Origin of the sequence: Rahnella sp. Larv3_ips, assembly GCF_003697865.1 — a bacterium.
Taxonomy (GTDB): Bacteria; Pseudomonadota; Gammaproteobacteria; order Enterobacterales; family Enterobacteriaceae; genus Rahnella; species Rahnella rivi.
This window is the reverse complement of record NZ_MJIB01000014.1, coordinates 555493-574622: the sequence shown is the minus strand read 5'-3', so window position 1 is coordinate 574622 and position 19130 is coordinate 555493. Positions and strand designations below refer to the sequence as shown.

The following is a 19130-nucleotide window of genomic DNA, read 5'->3' as shown; positions in this document are numbered from 1 at the left end:
GCCCGCCAGTAACAATGCGGCGGGCACGGCGGCGGCAGGGACGGTGGTCGGTGCGGCGGCAGGTGCCTTGCTCGGCGCCGCCTCCGGTCATGCCGGGCCGGGAGCGTTAATCGGCGCGGGCAGCGGATTACTGATCGGCAGCGCCATGGGCAGCAACAACGCCGGTGCCAGCAGCGGCGATTTGCAAGATCAATACGACACGGTTTACACCCAGTGTATGTATGCCAAAGGCAACAAAGTGCCGGTTGACGCCGGTTACAGTGATAATCAGTATTCTCCGCCGCAGTCGCCGGTACCGCCGGATTATAACCCGGCGCCTCAGGAGGACAGCGGCGTCCCACCTGATTACGTCCGCTGACCGCTCAGGTTCACTGACACACTGAAAACACCGCTTAAAGGCTGCCCGCTTCCGGCAGCCTTATTTCATTATTGGCCGCACACTGGCCATATTTGCACCGCCCTGAGAAATGAACCAAAAGACCCCAGGCTGATACGTTGATTTCAATCAACGGGAGGGGATATATCTTTGTAAGGTTTGTCTGCTTATGTAGGAATATTCTAGTATTCAATAAAGATTTGCAAAATAATCCGACGCCAATAATATATTTCATTCACTGTCATTTAAAATTCTTTTATTTTCAACCTGTTGCGAAATTATTTTTGAAACATTTAATGACATTTATATAATGTTTTAAATTCACTTACATTGACGGTAGGAATAATACTATATATTATAAATGCCAGAATGATGGATGAATATAACGGAGGTAAACCATCAGAGTCACAACCCGTTTATCAAATGGAATTTTTTTAATTTAAAGGAATGAATTAATGTTGCGGATTGCAATTATTGACTCATGCACGTTGACTTTTTTGGGATTGGAGAATGTCTTCTCTCTGATTAACACATCAAAGAGCATTATTTTTAATCAAATCAGCGCAGAATACGCCTTAGATAAGAACAGCCAGAAATTCGACATTTACATTATCGAACCCGGCGCAGTGAGTTTTGAATACGACATAGACAAGTTTATTTATAACTTAAAAACGAACACCAAAGAAGACTGCAAGATAATCATTCTTAGCGATAATGTTATTGTTAACAGCCGGTTGTCAGACTTTCACCTGTGCAAAAACAATGCATTATCTAAAGTGTTTTTCTTTTTCGATAGCCTGCTGACGGGGAAATATGAATCTATATTGCCTTTCATTGAGGACTTCATTCTGACGAAAAATGAAGCGATTTTACTGCGGTGTTTGTCGAAGAACGCTAAGATGAAAAATATCGAGAAAATCACCGCAATACCGGCCTCAAATCTCTATTACTACAAATACAGCGCCATGAAGAAGTTAAAACTGAAGAGTACAAAAGAGTTGTTCAACTACCTAAATAAAGTGCTCAACCACTCCATCTGACGCCACCCCCTCTCTGCCCGCGCAGTGAGGGTCCTCATCACACCCTCATCCTCACGCCCTTTCTCCGGTTACTGCATCAGGTATTTATAAAGCTCAATCGAATTTTTCAGCCCCAGCTTTTTCATCGCATTTCTTTTATGCGTGCTGACCGTCTTAACGCTGCGCCCGAGTTTACAGGCAATGGTGGCATTGCTTTTCATTTGCTGTATGGCACTCAGCACTTGCCATTCCATCTCGGTTAAATGCTTTTTCGCCGCGCGGGTAAAATCATTATCTTTCTGTTTGAGGAACGGGCTCACCGCCATGTGATAGTTAAGATCAGTTACGCCGGTGATCAACATTTTTCTGAGAATAGAAAAATCTTCCTGCTCGGAGATGATCATATCTACCTGAAGTTCTGCCAGTAAACTGAGTTTCTCGGCTTTTTCTATTTTGGTCATGACAATTATTTGTGGCGGGGTGTAATAAAAGCTCAGCCTGCGCAAAAACTTTATGGCGGCATCAAAGTTTGAGGACTCTTCTTTCACTTCCAGAATAATAAAACCCACGCTCATTCCAGGCCCTGAACGAAAGAATTCCGTTAATGATGAATAAGATCGCGGTTTTACTTTTGCTTCTTTAAGAATGTGCGAAATCGCCAGCATTTCATAATGGCCGGAATGGATTATCACTGTGTCTTTCATAAATTGTTCCATTGAAAATAAACTGCAATATCAGTAATACCTTCCGCCCGCCGCGCCATGCAGGGTTGCGTAAGCGATATATAAACTGTGTTTGCCCTTCCCTGTTAAACCTTAACTAAACCAGAACCCCTTATGCGTTCTCTTTGCTGACACATTACTACATAATATGTCAGTGCCTTATTTTACTGCCTTAGGATAATTCTCTCAACGCAACAATCATAATTCTCAGTCTTAACATTGTCGAGAGCCCGTACCGGCAGAGAGCGGAATTCAGAATATTAAGAAATTTTCGCGATAATCTACAAAAAAGCCCTGCGCGCAGAATTAAAAACCGCAAAACAGAAAACGAAAGGTGAATAATTCCAGCAGGAAGGCTGTTCTGACAGATATAGTGCCTGGGGGGATTGTTGAGGAATTATTATTGCAGTCTGATTGACATTTACATGCTGAAAATAAATGGCGTTTAAATTTAACCTGTCATTTACACCATGTCACAGCACATAAACATTCTCACTGCATTCGAGCAGGCTGACTAGGAATTTTCGCGTTTTTTTCGCGAAATTTCTAATTAGTGAGATCTATAAGATTTTCCGCACGAATCGCTCACGCACAACCACGCCAGAGGGCCGTTGGCCGCTGACGTGGCTGCATGGGCTGGTCAGCCGTGATTAACGTCAAATGGCGCACGGCCATTCAGCCAGTCATCAATCACCTTCAGCACACCCTCTTCCCGGTTGGATGGGGCACGGTATTTGGCAGCCGCTTTTGCCGGTTCAGAGGCGTTTTCCATCGCGAAACCGTATCCGGCGTAGCTGAGCATTTCCAGGTCGTTCCCGCTGTCACCGAAGGTCATCACTTCTTCATCGCGAATGTCATAACGCTGCTGGATTTTCTTCAGGCCGTTCGCTTTGTGATTACCGGTAATGATCAGGTCAATCGATCCGTGGCCGCTGGTGACCGGCGCAACAATGCTGCCGAGTTGCTGGGTGATTTCCCCCATCAGCGGATACACGTCATCTTCCACATAGCTGAGTGCAAATTTAAAAATGGTGTCATCGATGTGCGCGTAGGTCGGCACTTTGCTCAGACGGTGGTAGTAATGGCTCATGCGACGGATGAACTCTTCATCGGTGCCCTCGAGCACATAAGCCCCTTTTCTGCCGCAGACAAGGTTATTGATGCCGGGCGTGCGGCCAATCCATTGCAAGACCTGAGAGACCTGTTCACGCTCCAGGCTGGCGCAATACAGCTCCTGCTTTTTATCGACCACGTAAGCGCCACCTTCGGCGACATAGGCGATCTGGTCATCCAGCTCATCAAAGAAGGATTTCAGCTGGTAATACTGGTTGCCGCTGGCAACCACAAATTTGATACGGCGACGCAATAATTCCTGATACTGCTCGCTAAAACGTGCCTGGTTATATTCGCTATATTCATTCAGGAACGTGCCATCCATGTCGACGGCGATAAGTTTTACGGCCATTGCAGCTCCTACAGGGTCAGATGATAAAAGGCGAAAACAGAAAAAAAGCGGGCGTTTTACGACCCGCCCGCGGTTCAGTGTGACTCAGTTATCCCAAAATCATTAATATTTTAATTTGTACGCGCCGAAGGTGATAATCAGGAAAGCCGCCGCGACGCCAGAGAATGCCACGTACAGGCTGGAGAGATGCGCGATAAACCCGATCAGCGCCGGGCCGCCGAGCACACCGAGATAACCCAGCGTCGCCACCAGCGCCACTGACATATTGACCGGCATGACTTTCTCCTGCCCTGCGAGAGTGATCAGCACCGGCACGATATTCGCCGCGCCAATGCCCACCAGCGCAAAACCACACAGTGGCAGGATCCAGCCCGGTAACAGCACCACCATCAGATAACCGGCAATGCCCAAAATGCCGCCCACCACCAGCACACGTTTACGCCCCAGCGCGCTGACAATGGCGTCGCCGGTCATGCGCATCAGCGACATTGCGACGGCAAAGACGGCAAAACCCCAGCCCGCATGTTCCAGTGCCAGACCACGTTCGCGCGTCAGGAATACGCCACCCCAGTCAAGTACCGCGCCTTCGGCCATAAAGCAGATCATGGCCATCACCGCCATCAGTACCAGGCGGAAGTTAGGCCGTGGTTTGGCTTTTCCTTCAACGTGTTCTTCCTCGTGCGCGCCAAACGGCAACAGGCCGCGACAGGAGTACGCGGTCACGATAATCACCAGTGCGATGGCGTAAAACGTACTGCCGAGCGGTGAAACGCCCGAGCTCAGCAGCAACGAACCGCCGCCGGCACCGGCGATACAGCCGACGCTCCATAAGCAGTGAAAACCGGACATCAGCGGCTTATCCGCGGCCTGCTCGACCAGCGTTCCCTGCACGTTCACCGAGACATCTGCCAGCCCGATGCCCATGCCGAAAATGAACAGGCTCACCGCCAGCAGCCAGATGTCGCTAAACAACGCCAGCAGCGGCAGCATCAGGCAATACAAAATGACCGAGGCGATGATCACCCCCCGGCAGCCAAACCGGCCAATCAGCCGACCGGATCCCAGCATGGAGAGTAACGAACCCGCGCCGAGGCACAGCAACAGCAGGCCGAGATCTCCCGCTTCCGAATGCGTGCGTAACTGCGCGTAGGGCACCAGCGCGGCCCATAATCCCATCGCCATGCCGGTGACAAAAAAGATTGAGCGGGTGGCGACCCGTTTGGCCGGGCTCCCGATGTGGTCAGGCGTATCAGGTAGTTCAGATGAGAGTGACAAAAGGCGTTCTCCGACGGTCAGATGAGTTATTAAAAGTCTTTTAATAAGTACCGAGTATATTGGCGTCCGGAAACTAAAGTCAATGCGCGCCGGTCTGCGTGCTGAAGGCGACGTGACGGTTATAGTTGTTTAACGTCAGTTCGGTGATGCCTTGCAAGTAATCCTGACGCATCGACGGCCTGTACACCAGTTCAGGCATATGCTCCTGTGGAATGTGCTGGTGGCAGCGCGCGAGTAATTCCGGGATCAGCGCCTGGCTGATTTTCGGGCCGGACAGCGCGATAGTCATTGGGTTAATGATCGCCGCCAGCGAGACAATGACTTTTGACATTTCATCGGCCACCGGCAGTTTATCCATGCCGCTGAACGGCAGATTAGACACCTCACCGGCAAACTGGCTGGCGCCCTGCAAAACCTGCCCGTTGATCACCATGCCGCAGCCGAGGCAAGGCACTTCCGGTTTGAAAATATAGGCCACCGGCGCAGTGACTCCGGCGCAACTGCTGCGATAAAAGCCGTAGGCGGTGTAGTTCATGTCATTGTCCACCTGCACATAAATAGCGAAACGGTCGCGCAGCTCCTGCTCCACCGGCACACCGGCGAAGGCGCTGATGTCGCAAGTCGCGACCTGCCCTTTCACCACCACCCCAGGCAACCCCAGCCCCAGCGCGGTGATGTTCGGATACTGCGCCAGGATACCGGCGACAAGGCGATAAAACCCCTGCCGGTCCTGGGGCAGAAACCGCTCTTCACCCTGCGCCAGACATCCGCCAATGGCAGTATTCACGGTCCAGACGATCTGCGCGGCGGCGTCACTTCCCTGCACATAAATACTCAGCACCGAGAAATAATCCGGGTTGTACGCATACCGCTGCGCAGGGCGGCCACCGCGCGACACTTCACGTTCCAGCGCCAGCACTTCCCGGCTGCCGCTCAGTTCATTCAGCACGGTGCCGCAGGTGGCGACGCTCAGCCCCGTCGCGACCGCCAGCTCAGCTTTGGTCGCAGAGCCCAGTGATTTCAAAGCATGGGTGACCAGCACCACATTATTGATTTTCATTTCACGGGTTGTACGGTTGAGCGGAGTAAACATATGGCCTCGGGCAGACAGGTAAGAATGGCGGGTAATTTAGCACAAAGTGGAAACGGTAAGCGCCTGCGGTTACCCCATGCTCAGCACGCGACGGGTGAGTTCTGTCTCGGCCACGCCTTCGTCATGCCCGCCGGTAAAACAGGCACCGGTCACCGCTTCGCGCAGATCCGGGAAGTGGTAGACCGCATTCACGCACGACGGCCCGCCGCCAGAATGCCCCACAGACCGCCCGCTCTCGCCCATTGCGCCGCTCATCAGCCCCAGCGCGTAACCGCATTCGGTCCATGGCCGCCCTGCAAGGGCACCGCCGAGCCGACGGGTCACCTGCATGTCGGCCAGCGACGTCGCGTTCAGCAGGTTGCCGCTGAATAACCCGTGCAACAGTCTGGCCGCGTCGCGTACGTTGCCGGTCAGGCAGCCGTGATACACCCAGCCCGGATGGTAAGTGCTGGCGGCGGCGCAGTGAAGCCGGGCGAACTGTTCGCGGGTGGTGGCAAGGGTTATGCTGGTCAGCCCGAGCGGTGCCGTGATGAAGTCAGCCACCAGTTGGGCAAAACTCCGCCCTGAGGCGGCTTCGATGTGTTCCTTCGCCAGCATGTAGCCGACATTGGAATAAGACCAGCCCTCGCCTGGCGCAAACAGCATGCCGTTGGCTAACGTGGCACTGAGTAACCTGTCGCGTGACCAGGGTTGATCACCGGCAGCCACCGCGTCGTGATAAGCCTTCAGGGCGCCGTAATCCGGCAATCCGGCGGTGTGACTGAGCAGTTGGCGCAGCGTGTAAGCCCCGCCGTCAATCCCTCTGTCCAGATCCACCGCGCCGTTTTCATGCAGCTTCAGCGCACAAATCGCGATCGCGGTTTTGGTGAAGCTCCAGTAAGGAAAGCGGGCATCTGCATCGCCTTCGCTCCTTTCCTCACCCGAGGCGGAAATACAATACGAATGGAATTCAGGCATGACTGACCTCATGACATGAAAGAAAACGGGCGCTGATGAAAGCGCCCGTCGGGTTATAATACTTTACTCAAAAATTCACGTGTTCGCGGATTTTCCGGCGCGGTAAACAGTTGCTCAGGCGGCCCCTGTTCCTGAATCACGCCCTGATCGATAAACACCACGCGGTCGGCCACTTCACGGGCGAAGCCCATTTCGTGTGTGACGATCACCATCGTCATGCCTTCCAGAGCCAGCTGTTTCATTACCGCCAGCACTTCACCCACCAGTTCCGGATCCAGCGCAGACGTCGGTTCATCGAAAAGCATGATCGACGGTTCCATCGCCAGCGCACGGGCAATCGCCACGCGCTGTTGCTGGCCGCCGGACAAACTGGAAGGCCAGGCGTCGATTTTGTCGATCAGCCCGACTTTTTGCAGCAGCTTTTCGGCACGCGTCACCGCTTCGGCTTTCGACAAGCCTTTCAGCGACATTGGCGCCATGATCAGGTTTTCCAGCACGGTCATGTGCGGGAACAGATTAAAGCGCTGAAACACCATGCCCACGCCGGAACGCAGCGTATTCAGATTGGTTTTCGGATCATGCACCGCAAAACCGTTCACCACCACTTCACCGCCGTTGGGCTTTTCCAGCGCGTTCAGACAGCGCAGGAAGGTGCTTTTGCCGGAGCCGGAAGGCCCGATAATGCACACCACTTCTTTCTCTGCGATGTCACAGGAAATGCCGCGCAACACGTGCGTTTCGCCAAACTGTTTCTGTAAATCCTTAACGTGAATCACTTTTGCCAAACCTCTTTTCCATGTGTTGAACCAGCAGCGAGAGCAGGAAAGTCAGCACCCAGTAAACCAGTGAAATGGTCAGGTAGGGTTCCCAGTAGGTGGCGTAAGCGCCGGAAACGGTACGTGCGGCGTAGGCCAGATCGGCCAGGCCAATCGCCGAAGCCAGCGAGGAATCTTTCACAATCGCGATGGCATTATTCCCCAGCGGCGGCAGAATGCGGCGGAATGCCTGCGGCAAAATCACTTTGCGCATGGTTTTGCCCCAGCCCATCCCCAGCGCACGGGATGCTTCCATCTGACCGTTGTCGATAGATTGAATACCCGCACGGAAAATCTCGGAGACATAGGCTCCGGCGTTCAGGGTGATCGCCACCACGCAGGATAAAAACGCGCCGTAATCAGACCGTAATGCGCGGGCAAACTCTGAAGACATCAGGCCGTTAGCGACCAGAATGCCGTCACGCGGATTGATAAACAACGGCACCAGCGCAAAGTGAACCACCATGATCTGCACAAACAGTGGCGTACCGCGAAACGCACTGACGTAAATGCGCACCGGCCATTGCACGGCAAAGCGCAGAATGTGTTTCCACGGGCCGTCGTCGGCGCGGGCCATGCGCCCGAGGCCGAGCAGCAACCCCCAGCTGGTGCCTAAAATGACGCAAATAATGGTGCATTTGATGGTCATCAGCGCGCCCTCGACAAACAGCGGCGCGTATTCTGAGATTATCTCCCAGCGAAATCCGGTCATACCTGTCCTTGTTCAGGGGCGTGTTACCGCCCCTGATTAACGTTGTTCGTGTTGAAAATATTATTGAGCGGGAAGCGTTGGAACGTTCTTATCAAACCAGGTTTCGTAGATTTTCGCGTAGGTGCCGTCAGCCACGATTTTCTTCAAACCTGCGTTGATTTTACCCAGCAACTCGGTGTTGTCTTTCGCCACCGCAATACCGAAATACTGACGCTCGAACTTGCTGTCCGGCACCAGTTTCAGGGCTTTTTCAGGATGGGATTTGATGTAGTACTTCACCACGCCCACGTCGCCGACGGCTGCGCCGATGCCATCTTCCGCCAGTTCCTGCAACATCAGCGGCGTGTTATCAAAACGTTTGATGTCGGTGCTGTTTTTGCCCAGCGTGTCGGACACCACAATATCCCCGGTGCTGGAGTTCACCACGCCCACTTTCTGGCCTTTCAGCGCAGCAACGGAATCCACTTTAGAATCCACAGGTACCACGATGGACTGTTCGGCCGGGAAGTAAGGCGCGGAAAAATCGACCATCGCTTTACGTTTGTCGGTGATGGTGATGCCGGAAATGATGATGTCGCGGTCGCCGGAATTGAGCGTAGCGAAAATACCTTCCCACGGCGTGTTCACCAGTTTGATGTCAAAGTTTTCCGCTTTGGCAATGGCTTTGATGATGTCGATATCAAAACCTTCCAGCTGTTTCTGGCTGTTTTCATATTCGAACGGACGGTAAGTGCCGCCGGAACCGACAACGTAGGTCGTCTGTGCGGCAAAGGCTGATGTGATTAAAGAAGAAAGCAGACACCCGGTGAGAATTAAGGACTTAAGCATGGTCACTCCTGTGTGATTGTGTTTTTATGCATATAATTTGCATAAAAATACACAAATTGACGAAGCGCTTCAACTTAAAGTTGTGTGGCGGTTACAAACTGAAGAGAAGATTGTTCCGAGTTCCCCGTCATCGCATTCATCTCATTCCTCAGATCGGGTATATTGATACGCAGATCACAAAAATCCCTCAAAGGAAGAAACCGAACTATGAGTTATCGTTTTACCCTTGCTGCCGTTGCAGCCGTTTTTGCCCTCACAGGATGCGCAAAACCGAAAACCGCCGAACAGGCACCGGCTTTCGATTTCGGCTCGACGCGGGTAACCGTGACGCATATCCCGACGAAAACCGATGATGGCACCAAACTTTACGTGACCGTGGATGACAAAGACGCCGGGGCGCTGGGCGTCGGCGAGTCTCTGGAGGTCAAACTGCCTGAGGGCAAACATAAAGTGGGTGGCTATGCCCGTTCCCTGATTGGACGCGTGTCGATTTCCCCTGTCGACGTCACGACATCCAGCGATGTGATAAGCCATGTCACCTATTCTGTGGCGGATCTCAAACCCACCTTCTTAGTGCGTGCCGCTACACCGGTGCCAAAACCTAAGTCAGAATCCATTCCGGCGGAACCTGTGCCTTCACTGCCTAATATTCAAATGGAAGCCCCGACAGCCGCTGAGCAAACACAAGCGGCAACGCCAGCCACACCGGCTGCCGCTGAGCAAACACAAGCGGCAACGCCAGCCACACCGGCTGCCACTGAGCAAACGCAGGCGGCAACGCCAGCCACACCGGCCGCCACTGAGCAAACACAAGCGGTAAAGCCAGCCACACCGGCCACCACTGAACAAACCCAGGCCGCAACGCCAGCCGCACCGGCCGCCACTGAGCAAACGCAAACTGTAACGCCAGCCGCACCGGTCACCAATGAGCAGGCGAAAACCTCACAGGAATCTGCCACGCAGGACGTCACAAACCTGACGCAAACTCCGCAGGCGTAGCCCTCTTATCACCGCGTATTCAGCCTGAATACGCGGTGATAGCCGTCAGAATTTCACCACAGCCCCCAGCTCGATCACCCGGTTCGGCGGAATATGGAATTGCTCCGGCGCGCGCAGCGAGTTGCGCTGCAACACCTGGAACAGTTTACCCCGCGCTTTCAGATACCACGGACGCGGATCGCCGAGAATAAAGGTATCGCGGGACATAAAGAATGACGTTTCGTTCATGGTACATTTCAGCCCTTCCAGCCCGCAGCGATACAAAATATCCTCTACGTTAGGTTTTTCACGCCAGCCATAATTGGCGATCACCCGCCAGAATGTCGGTGAAAGCTGTTCAATGTTCACGCGTCTCACGTTGTGCACATAAGGCACATCCGCCGTGATCATGGTCAGCAAAATCACCCGCTCATGCAGGATCTTGTTATGTTTAAGATTGTGCAGTAAGACCAGCGGAACCTCGTACAACCCGCGCGACATCACCACGGCGGTGCCGGGCACCCGTTTCGGCGGCGCCTTTTCCAGCGAGGTGATCAGGGCTTCCAGCGCTTCCGGGTCCTGACGCAACCGGCGCAACAACCGCGAACGCTCCGTTTTCCAGGTCAGCATAATCAGCAAAATGGTCAGGCCGATCACCACCGGCAGCCAGCCGCCGGAGAACAGTTTTGTCAGGTTCGCGGCAAACAACGGTACGTCAATCAGCAGCATCAGCGTCATCACCAGCCCGCCAGCCCAGGTTTTCCATCCCCAGTTTTTCACCATCACAATCCCAATCAGCAAAGAGGTGATGACCATGGTGCCGGTGACCACAATCCCGTAGGCCGAAGCCAGATTGCTCGAATGTTTAAAGCTGAGAATGGCGATCAGTACCGCGACGTAAAGCAGCCAGTTGACCACCGGGATATAAATCTGCCCGGATTCGACGTCAGAGGTATAGATGATGCGCATCGGAGGCAGATACCCCATGCGCACAGCCTGACGCGTCAGGGAGAACACGCCGGAAATCACCGCCTGCGAGGCAATCACCGTCGCCAGCGTCGCCAGCACCAGCAGCGGGATCAGCGCCCAGCCGGGCGCCAGAAGGAAAAACGGATTCTGGATAGCGTCAGGGTGGCTGAGCAGCAACGCGCCCTGACCGAAATAATTCATCACCAGCGCCGGGCCAACCAGCACAACCCACGCGATGCGGATCGGTTTCTTACCAAAATGCCCCATATCCGCGTACAAGGCTTCGCCGCCGGTCACCGACAGCACCACCATGCCCAGCGCGAAGAACGACACCGTTTTGAATTCGACAAAAAAATGCAGCGCCCAGTAAGGGTTCAGCGCCTGCAACACATCCGGGTTGCGCATAATGCCGCCGATCCCCAATATCGCCAGCACCACAAACCACACCACCATCACCGGCGCAAAGATTTTTCCCACGCTGCCGGTGCCGTTTTTCTGAATGAAGAACAACAGCGTCAGCACCGCAACGGCCGCCGGAATGATAAAGCGATCGAAAGACGGCGCAATCAGCTCCAGCCCTTCAATGGCGGAAAGCACGGAGATCGCGGGCGTGATGACGCCGTCGCCATAAAAGAAACTGCCGCCGACCAGACCGAGAAACATAATGACCGGCACCCAGCGCGGATTCAGGTGACGCACCGCCAGCGACATCAGCGTAAGGATCCCGCCTTCCCCGTCGTTATCTGCGCGCATCACAAAGCTGATGTATTTCACTGACACCACCAGCATCAGCAACCAGAAAATCAGCGACAAAAATCCGAACAGCGAACTTTGGGTCAGCGTGATCCCGGACTGCCCGGTCAGACATTCGCGCAAGGTATAAAGCGGGCTGGTACCAATATCACCATAAACGACACCGATGCAGGCGGTCGTCGCGCTGAGCAGCGACGACTTATTTTGTATGTGTTTCATGCGTCTTCGCCATGTTTTGGGGAAGCCTTTGCGGCCCCATTCACGCAGTATAGATGCTGGTGTGAATTTGCCCTGCTGCGGGCAGAAAAATGCCCATAACTCACAGAAATAAGCGGATTTTTTCAGCGCAAAGCGTGACCGTGTTTGGTGTTTTGACAAGAATGTGTCTATTACTTTAATGCCGTTACCCTGCGGGGTGACATTGTTTGTCCGTCCTTATCGCCCAATGTCTGAGGTCAATCCCATGGTGAGCGAGAAAAGAAAACCGCCAACAATCAATTTGCCGCTGTGGAAAAGGCGTGAGGAGATGGTTGCCTACGCGCTCTCAAAAAGTGTGCCCTGGTTTGCGTTCATCAACTTCAGTTTCGCGGTCATCGTTCTGTGCCGCAGCCAGATTTTCGGCCATGCCGATGCCGCCGTTCCCCCGGTACCCGCCTCTGTGCTGGACATCATCGATATCACCATGGGCGTGGTGATCGCCCTGGCGGCGGGCAGCCTCGGCGTCGTCTTTATCGGGGAAAAGCGGCTGACGTCGTTACGGTGTCTTTTGTTCGATCTGGTGTTCCTGCTGACCGGGGCAATCTGGGCATACAGTTGCTACTACTTTGTCACCTTATGGCAGTTGCCGGTGTCGTATCCGCTGGTCATCATTCTGATCCTCACGGCACTGTCAGCACTCTACTTTTATCCCCGCGGATTATTGCTGTACGCCACCCCGCTGTGGTTATCCGCGTTACTGTCCAACATCAGTCTTTATTCAGATCTTAATTTGCGGTTTTTCGTTATCTGGTGTCTTTTCTCGCTGATTCTGATTTACGGGCGTCATATTTTGCAGCACTGGTTCGACGAAAACTGGCAACGCCATCAGGATAATCTGGTGCTGATCTCTTATCTGGACACGCTGGCCAGCCAGGATCCGCTGACCGAAACCGCCAACCGGCGCGGAATGGAAAGCCATCTGGACATGGCGGTAGCTCAGCGTCGGCCGTTTGCGCTGATCATGCTGGATGTCGATTATTTCAAACGCTACAACGATCACTACGGGCATCAGGCAGGCGATCACTGTCTGGTGGCGATCGCCCGCGCGCTGAAAGACGCCGTGCGCACCCCGAAAGATCTGGTCGCACGCTATGGCGGGGAAGAGTTTCTGGTTCTGCTGCCTGGCGCATCCGCTGAGGAAGCCATCGCCGTGGCTGAACGTATTCGCGCCAAAATCAGCGAGCAGGCCATGCCTCACGCGCAATCGGAGGTGAGCGAACACGTCACCGTCAGTATGGGTGTGACCGGTTATGATCAGGGAAAACGCGTTGCCGAACTGATCGCCGCCGCCGATGCCGCACTCTACCGGGCAAAAGAACAGGGCCGCAACCGCTGGTGCCAGTAAGCAGCGTTGATTTTGCAGATTCAGACGAAGGGAAAGCCGGACGCATAAAAAAATCTTTCCCACCCGTCAGCGGCTCATCCGTCACCCGCCGCTGCCTCCTGCTCAAAATAAGACCCGCTGCATAATTAAGCGGGCGCGTAAATTATTATGATAACTCACGTTTTTCCTCCTTAACCACCAATACCCTTGCAGTTTTGAAGCCTTTTCATACAAATATAGCCTGTGCTAACATTCTTAACGTATGCTATAACTGATTGAATATTATGGTTTTTTTATTTTATCTTCTGTGGCAAACTGCACGCCTCTTTTAATAAGGCGCCTTTTGTTCGACGAAAGGCCTGACTGGTCTGTTTTATGCAATTTTATACGGTCGTTATTCTGGCGTTCGGCATGTCGATGGATGCGTTTGCTGCGGCAATCGGTAAAGGCGCATCCCTGCACCGTCCGCCACTGAAAGAAGCGTTACGCACCGGGATTATTTTTGGCGTGATTGAAGCCATTACGCCAGTGATCGGATGGGCCATTGGCCTTGCAGCCACACAGTTCATCATGGAGTGGGATCATTGGGTCGCGTTCACCCTGCTGCTGGTGCTGGGCAGCCGTATGATTATGCAGGGATTTAAGAAAGACACCGGCGAAGAGACAGAGATACCGCACCGTCACGGATTCTGGCTGCTGGTCACCACCGCCATTGCCACCAGCCTCGATGCGATGGCCGTGGGCGTCGGCCTCGCCTTCCTGCAGGTTAACATTCTGGTGATGGCGCTCGCCATCGGTGCCGCCACCACCATCATGGCCACCTCAGGCATGTTGCTGGGCCGTTTTTTAGGGGCTGCCATCGGAAAATGGGCCGAAGTGCTGGGTGGCGTTGTGCTGATAGGCATCGGCACATCCATCCTGGTCGAACACCTCGGGCTGCTGAACTGAACGTTCAGAACGCCAGCTGATGACATGAAAAAAGGGAACGCCGGTTCCCTTTTTTGCGTTTTACGCCTGCTCAGATCCTGTCAGCTTTTCGCCGCGGTCACCGGCAACACCGAACCTTTAAACGTTTCACTGATGAACTGCGCCACCTGCGGCGATTGCAGGTCTTTCGCCAGTTGCTTAATCCGTGGATCGTTTTGCAGTTTCTCCGTGGTCACCAGAATATTGGCATACGGGTTGCCCTGCGCTTTCTCCAGACCCAGCGCATCCTTCGCCGGGCTCAGCCCCGCTTCCAGCGCAAAGTTACCGTTAATCACCGCCAGATCAACGTCCGGCAAAGAACGCGGGATCTGCGGGGATTCCACTTCCAGAATTTTCAGGTTCTTCGGGTTAGTGGCAATGTCGCGCGGCGTGGCCTGATTTTTAGCCGGATCGTTAAAGCCAGCCTTCAGCGTGATCAGCCCCTGACTTTGCAACAGATACAACGCGCGGCTCAGATTGGTTTCGTTGTTAGGCACGGCGACGGTGCCGTTTTGCGGCACATCCGCATAGCTTTTATGACGGCTGGAATAGACGCCCAGCGGCTCAATGTGAACCTGCGCCGCCACGACAAACTTCACCTTCAGCGCCTTTTCCTGTGACAGCAAATACGGCACATGCTGGAAATAATTGGCGTCAATATCGCCATGCGCCAGCAGTTCGTTAGGGTTCAGCCCGCTGGGAATTTCGATCACTTTCAGATTCAGGCCGGGGTCAATTTTCTGGACATACGCCAGAATTTCGGCGTGAGGCACGGCATCAGCCTGCACCCGCAACGGCTCCGCGGCCCAGGCCGAAACCGAAGAAAGTAACAACGCCACAGCCGACAAACGCCCGGCAATGGAAACGGGGGCAGAAAACGGCAGAACAAGATTTTTCAGCATAAGCATTCCCTTCAGATAAGCCTTTAGAATAAGTGTGATGGCGGCTTTTCGCCCCGACGGGCGCACCCCAGACACACCTATGCTGACACATCCGGACAGCGTTACTTATACGCATTTCTCTCTTGGATATCTGGAAAATTGAGATGCCACTGAGGCTGCCGTTTCACCTGCCCGCGCCGCGCACCAGCGATCCGGCGCCAATCTCACCGATGGTCTTCGCCCCGGTCAGCGTCATCGCTACACGCATCTCTTTTTCAATCAGGTTAAGCAAATTAATCACTCCCGCCTCGCCCGCTGCGGCCAGCGCATACACAAAGGCGCGACCAAGCAGCACGCTGTCTGCGCCGAGCGCGATCATGCGCACCACGTCCAGACCGGTGCGGATGCCAGAATCCGCGAGAATCGTGATGTCACCTTTCACCGCATCGGCGATGGCGGGCAGCGCGTGGGCGGTGGAGAGCACGCCGTCGAGCTGGCGGCCACCGTGGTTGGACACCACAATGCCGTCAGCGCCGAATTTCACCGCGTCTCTGGCATCTTCAGGATCCAGAATGCCTTTAATGATCATCGGGCCTTTCCAGAACTCGCGGATCCACTCCAGATCTTTCCATGAAATGGACGGGTCAAAGTTCGCCCCCAGCCAGCCGATATAATCTTCCAGCGTGGTCGGTTTACCACGATAGGCGGAAACATTACCGAGGTCATGCGGCTTGCCGTTCAGGCCAACATCCCACGCCCATTGCGGGTGCATCACCGCCTGCAACATACGACGGGCGGCCGCGTTCGGGCCGCTCATGCCGGAATGGGCGTCACGGTAACGTGCGCCCGGCACCGGCATATCCACGGTAAACACCAGCGTATTGACGCCTGCGGCCTGAGCGCGCTCCAGCGCATTGCGCATAAATCCGCGATCTTTCAGCACGTAAAGCTGGAACCACATTGGCCGGTCGATGGCCGGCGCAACCTCTTCAATCGGGCAAACGGAAACGGTAGAAAGAGTGAAGGGAATGCCTTTTTTCGCCGCCGCGCGCGCGGCCTGCACTTCACCACGACGGGCATACATACCGGTCAGACCGACGGGTGCGAGGATCACCGGCATCGCCAGTTTTTCACCAAACAGCTGCGTCTCAAGGCTCAGATCTGACATGTTTTTCAGGACGCGCTGACGCAGGGCGATATCAGCCAGATCGGCGGTGTTACGTCTGAGCGTATGCTCGTTGTAAGCCCCCCCGTCGATGTAGTGAAACAGAAATGGCGGCAACTTACTTTCTGCCGCCGCGCGGTAGTCCGTCGATGCTGAAATGATCATGATGTTTTCTCGTTGTCTTGCGCTCTTTTTAGCGGCGCTGTAGGGGTGTCAGAAGTGTAGTTGATAAACACAACCCCAGAGAAAACAATGACAACGAATGCGGGTGTTTTTAAGGTCAGAAATACTGCGGGGTGAAGGAGAAGTTTACCGGCAGGAAATATGGGGAATTGGAGCGAAATATGAGTGCGCCACTAACGGCGCATTTTTCGGGCGATCCTGATAATCAGAAAGTACCCCGCCAAAGAGAACAGCATCGAACATGCGATCCAGGTCAAAACCCACAAATCATCAAAATTTTCCTGATTTACATCACCATACGTCCATTCTGCAAAACTATTGGCCGTATCCAGACTGATAAATGTAGCGGGATCAATAAGCATGGCTCCGGTGCAGAACAGAAGAACCAGGAGTGCAGACTTAGCTACCCAGCGCACAAGTGTCAGCATGGCGAAATCCACCGTAAACGACTTCTATATATCCATATGCCATGAGATCTTTCATGCAGGGCACTTCCATCAGCCTGGTATGCAGCAGCGCATTTCTCAGCAGGGCGAAATCTGAATTGTTGGCCAGTGTTATACAACCGTCAGAGAGTATCCCAGGGTGCAGGCGAAAGTGCTCTCGCTTAACGCCTTCAATCCAGGTCATATCGTCTATGCTCCGGTCATCAGGATAGAGTGCAAACCACTCTGAACGTCTAAACTCCGCGCCACTGTGATATTTGTTATAACTGTCTTTTACCCACGCGACTTTTTTTGAAAAAAAACCACCGCCCCCTCTTTCAACAACCCAATATCGGCCGGTGGGTATTGGTCCATTTCCTGCAATTTTTCCGCACCCTCCGCGATTGCGATAGGCCCCATTCCCTGAAAATGCCATGAACGTCCCCACACCATTGACACTAAGGGGGGAATAATCGGCATCGTTGATCACAAATTTTCCTTGAATAGCCATGAAAACTCCTTGTGAAATTTTGCTTGTGGAAAAACACGGTAATCACACCACAAAAAAAAGGCACTTAAAATGCTTTGTTTGATAATAAACTTCTGAAAAGTCAATATATTACAACATCCGCTAATTGCCCAAAATGGCATTAAGGGCATAACGTAAAGCTCGTTTTTTTTAAGGAAATGACAACCATGCCAATACCCGCTTATATGTGGCTCTGCGATGACGGTGGTGCTGCTATTAAAGGTTCTGTGGATGTTGCAAATCGGGAGGGAAGTATTGAGATCATCGGTTTCAGCCACGGTCTGAATATTCCCGTCGACAGCCGTAGCGGCAGTATTACCGGAACCCGCACCCACTCTCCGATGATGCTTGAAAAAGATTTCGATTCATCGAGCCCTTATTTGTATAAAGCAGTCGCTAAAGGACAAACGTTAAAGTCTGCTGAAATCCGCTGGTATCGCATTAATGATGCCGGCAGGGAAGAGGCTTATTTTATTATGACGCTTGAGGGGGTGAAGATTACCGGCGTAAATCCGGGCATGCCCAACGTGAGAATGTCCGGAAATTCGCAGCTTAATCACGTGGAATCGGTATCACTGATGTACAACAAAATTACCTGGCACTACGTCGATGGTAATGTGAAGTACACCGATGAATGGAATGTCCGGTCATGAAAAATGTGGGGTTCGCGCCCCACTTTCACCGCACAATACACATCGGTTTTCCCGACGCGGGTTCGGGATAGATTTGCGCGTCGATATCGAACACCTGCGACAGAAGAGCCGGTGTCATGACCTGTTCCGGTGTGCCCTGCGCGATAATGTTACCTGCGACCATCATCACCAGATAATCACAGTAACGGCTGGCCTGATTCAGGTCGTGAAGCACCGCCACCAGCGTTTTTCCCTGCTGATTCTGGCTGCGCAGCAGGTTCATCAGCTCAACCTGATGGCTGATATCAAGATAAGTGGTCGGCTCGTCGAGCAGCATCAGCGGCGTGTCCTGCGCCAGTACCATTGCCAGAAACGCACGCTGACGCTGCCCGCCGGACAGCTCGCTGACCCGCTTTTCGGCAAGATCCGTGATGTTCGTGTCCTGCATCGCCCGTTCGACGGCGGCCTTATCCTGCTGCCCCAGCCTTCCCCACATATTTAGCCAGGGGCTGCGGCCATAACCCACCAGTTCACGCACGCTGATGCCTTCCGGCGCACTATGCTGCTGCGGCAGTAACGCCAGTTTGCGCGCCAGCTGGCGGCCAGGCAGTGCGGATAACGCTTCCCCGCCGAGATACAGGGTGCCAGATGCCGGGGTCAGCAGGCGTGAAAAGCATTTCAACAGCGTGGATTTACCGCAGCCGTTCGGGCCGATCAGCGCGGTGATCTTCCCGGCCGGGAGGGTCAGCGACAGGCCGTTAAGGATGTTTTTTTTGCCGTAACCGGCAGTCAGATTGTCTGCACT

20 protein-coding genes are annotated in these 19130 nt (G+C 53.6%); 6 read left to right on the top strand and 14 right to left on the bottom strand.

Annotated elements, in window-relative coordinates:
- Both ED901_RS19190 and ED901_RS19185 read left to right on the top strand, forming a co-directional pair.
- Positions 1-358 (top strand): glycine zipper family protein (locus ED901_RS19190; RefSeq protein WP_240993974.1); only part of this gene is annotated, 358 nt, incomplete at its 5' end.
- Positions 359-831: 473 nt separating this feature from the next.
- Positions 832-1416 carry a hypothetical protein gene (locus ED901_RS19185; RefSeq protein WP_056775089.1) on the top strand — a complete coding sequence of 195 codons (585 nt, stop codon included), beginning with the start codon at positions 832-834 and terminating at the stop codon, positions 1414-1416.
- A 68-nt stretch (positions 1417-1484) separates the two neighbouring features.
- Here the strand turns inward: ED901_RS19185 and ED901_RS19180 are convergent, their stop codons facing one another.
- From ED901_RS19180 to ED901_RS19145, 8 genes are all read right to left on the bottom strand, one after another.
- On the bottom strand, positions 1485-1970 hold the full coding sequence (locus tag ED901_RS19180) for a LuxR C-terminal-related transcriptional regulator (RefSeq protein ID WP_162997903.1): 486 nt from the start codon (positions 1968-1970) through the stop codon (positions 1485-1487).
- A gap of 787 nt (positions 1971-2757) precedes the next feature.
- The gene (locus ED901_RS19175; RefSeq protein ID WP_056775095.1) at positions 2758-3582 is read right to left on the bottom strand and encodes a Cof-type HAD-IIB family hydrolase; all 825 of its coding nucleotides are present in this window, start codon (positions 3580-3582) and stop codon (positions 2758-2760) included.
- 102 nt (positions 3583-3684) lie between these two features.
- The gene (locus ED901_RS19170; protein ID WP_122096904.1) at positions 3685-4857 is read right to left on the bottom strand and encodes an MFS transporter; all 1173 of its coding nucleotides are present in this window, start codon (positions 4855-4857) and stop codon (positions 3685-3687) included.
- Between the two features lie 79 nt (positions 4858-4936).
- Positions 4937-5950, bottom strand: a complete 1014-nt coding sequence (locus ED901_RS19165) for an ROK family protein (RefSeq protein WP_122096903.1) — start codon at positions 5948-5950, stop codon at positions 4937-4939.
- 69 nt (positions 5951-6019) lie between these two features.
- Entirely contained in the window at positions 6020-6907 is an 888-nt protein-coding gene (locus ED901_RS19160; protein WP_122096902.1) for a serine hydrolase, read from the bottom strand.
- A gap of 53 nt (positions 6908-6960) precedes the next feature.
- Positions 6961-7683, bottom strand: coding sequence for an amino acid ABC transporter ATP-binding protein (locus ED901_RS19155; RefSeq protein WP_056775167.1), 723 nt, complete (start codon positions 7681-7683; stop codon positions 6961-6963).
- Positions 7670-8434 carry an amino acid ABC transporter permease gene (locus ED901_RS19150; RefSeq protein WP_056775108.1) on the bottom strand — a complete coding sequence of 255 codons (765 nt, stop codon included), beginning with the start codon at positions 8432-8434 and terminating at the stop codon, positions 7670-7672. The genes ED901_RS19155 and ED901_RS19150 overlap by 14 nt, the downstream gene beginning before the upstream one ends.
- A 60-nt stretch (positions 8435-8494) precedes the next feature.
- Complete coding sequence (locus ED901_RS19145) at positions 8495-9262, bottom strand: basic amino acid ABC transporter substrate-binding protein (protein WP_122096901.1); 768 nt, start codon at positions 9260-9262, stop codon at positions 8495-8497.
- Positions 9263-9469: 207 nt separating this feature from the next.
- On the opposite strand from ED901_RS19145, the gene ED901_RS19140 reads away from it, so the two are divergent.
- Positions 9470-10261: a hypothetical protein gene (locus ED901_RS19140; RefSeq protein ID WP_122096900.1), complete on the top strand. Its 792-nt coding sequence runs from the start codon at positions 9470-9472 to the stop codon at positions 10259-10261.
- A 45-nt stretch (positions 10262-10306) separates the two neighbouring features.
- Here ED901_RS19140 and kup read toward each other — a convergent pair whose 3' ends face one another.
- The gene (gene kup, locus ED901_RS19135) at positions 10307-12181 is read right to left on the bottom strand and encodes a low affinity potassium transporter Kup (protein ID WP_122096899.1); all 1875 of its coding nucleotides are present in this window, start codon (positions 12179-12181) and stop codon (positions 10307-10309) included.
- 307 nt (positions 12182-12488) lie between these two features.
- Here kup and ED901_RS19130 point away from each other — a divergent pair, with 307 nt between their 5' ends.
- Together ED901_RS19130 and mntP are read left to right on the top strand one after the other, a co-directional pair.
- A complete protein-coding gene (locus ED901_RS19130; protein ID WP_122096898.1) occupies positions 12489-13565 on the top strand; it encodes a GGDEF domain-containing protein in 1077 nt (358 codons plus the stop codon).
- A 354-nt stretch (positions 13566-13919) separates the two neighbouring features.
- Positions 13920-14492 carry a manganese efflux pump MntP gene (gene mntP / locus ED901_RS19125; protein ID WP_056775123.1) on the top strand — a complete coding sequence of 191 codons (573 nt, stop codon included), beginning with the start codon at positions 13920-13922 and terminating at the stop codon, positions 14490-14492.
- Positions 14493-14572: 80 nt separating this feature from the next.
- Here mntP and ED901_RS19120 read toward each other — a convergent pair whose 3' ends face one another.
- The 4 genes from ED901_RS19120 to ED901_RS19105 form a co-directional block, all read right to left on the bottom strand.
- A complete protein-coding gene (locus ED901_RS19120) occupies positions 14573-15412 on the bottom strand; it encodes a MetQ/NlpA family ABC transporter substrate-binding protein (RefSeq protein ID WP_122096897.1) in 840 nt (279 codons plus the stop codon).
- Between the two features lie 163 nt (positions 15413-15575).
- The gene (lldD, locus tag ED901_RS19115) at positions 15576-16721 is read right to left on the bottom strand and encodes an FMN-dependent L-lactate dehydrogenase LldD (RefSeq protein ID WP_122096896.1); all 1146 of its coding nucleotides are present in this window, start codon (positions 16719-16721) and stop codon (positions 15576-15578) included.
- A 191-nt stretch (positions 16722-16912) separates the two neighbouring features.
- A complete protein-coding gene (locus ED901_RS19110) occupies positions 16913-17167 on the bottom strand; it encodes a hypothetical protein (protein ID WP_162997902.1) in 255 nt (84 codons plus the stop codon).
- Positions 17139-17675, bottom strand: coding sequence for a DUF2778 domain-containing protein (locus ED901_RS19105; protein WP_122096894.1), 537 nt, complete (start codon positions 17673-17675; stop codon positions 17139-17141). The genes ED901_RS19110 and ED901_RS19105 overlap by 29 nt, the downstream gene beginning before the upstream one ends.
- Positions 17676-17860: 185 nt before the next feature.
- Here ED901_RS19105 and ED901_RS19100 point away from each other — a divergent pair, with 185 nt between their 5' ends.
- Positions 17861-18346: a type VI secretion system tube protein TssD gene (locus tag ED901_RS19100; protein WP_122096893.1), complete on the top strand. Its 486-nt coding sequence runs from the start codon at positions 17861-17863 to the stop codon at positions 18344-18346.
- Positions 18347-18371: 25 nt separating this feature from the next.
- Here the strand turns inward: ED901_RS19100 and fecE are convergent.
- A partial coding sequence (gene fecE / locus ED901_RS19095) for a Fe(3+) dicitrate ABC transporter ATP-binding protein FecE (protein WP_240993973.1) occupies positions 18372-19130 on the bottom strand: 759 nt, incomplete at its 5' end.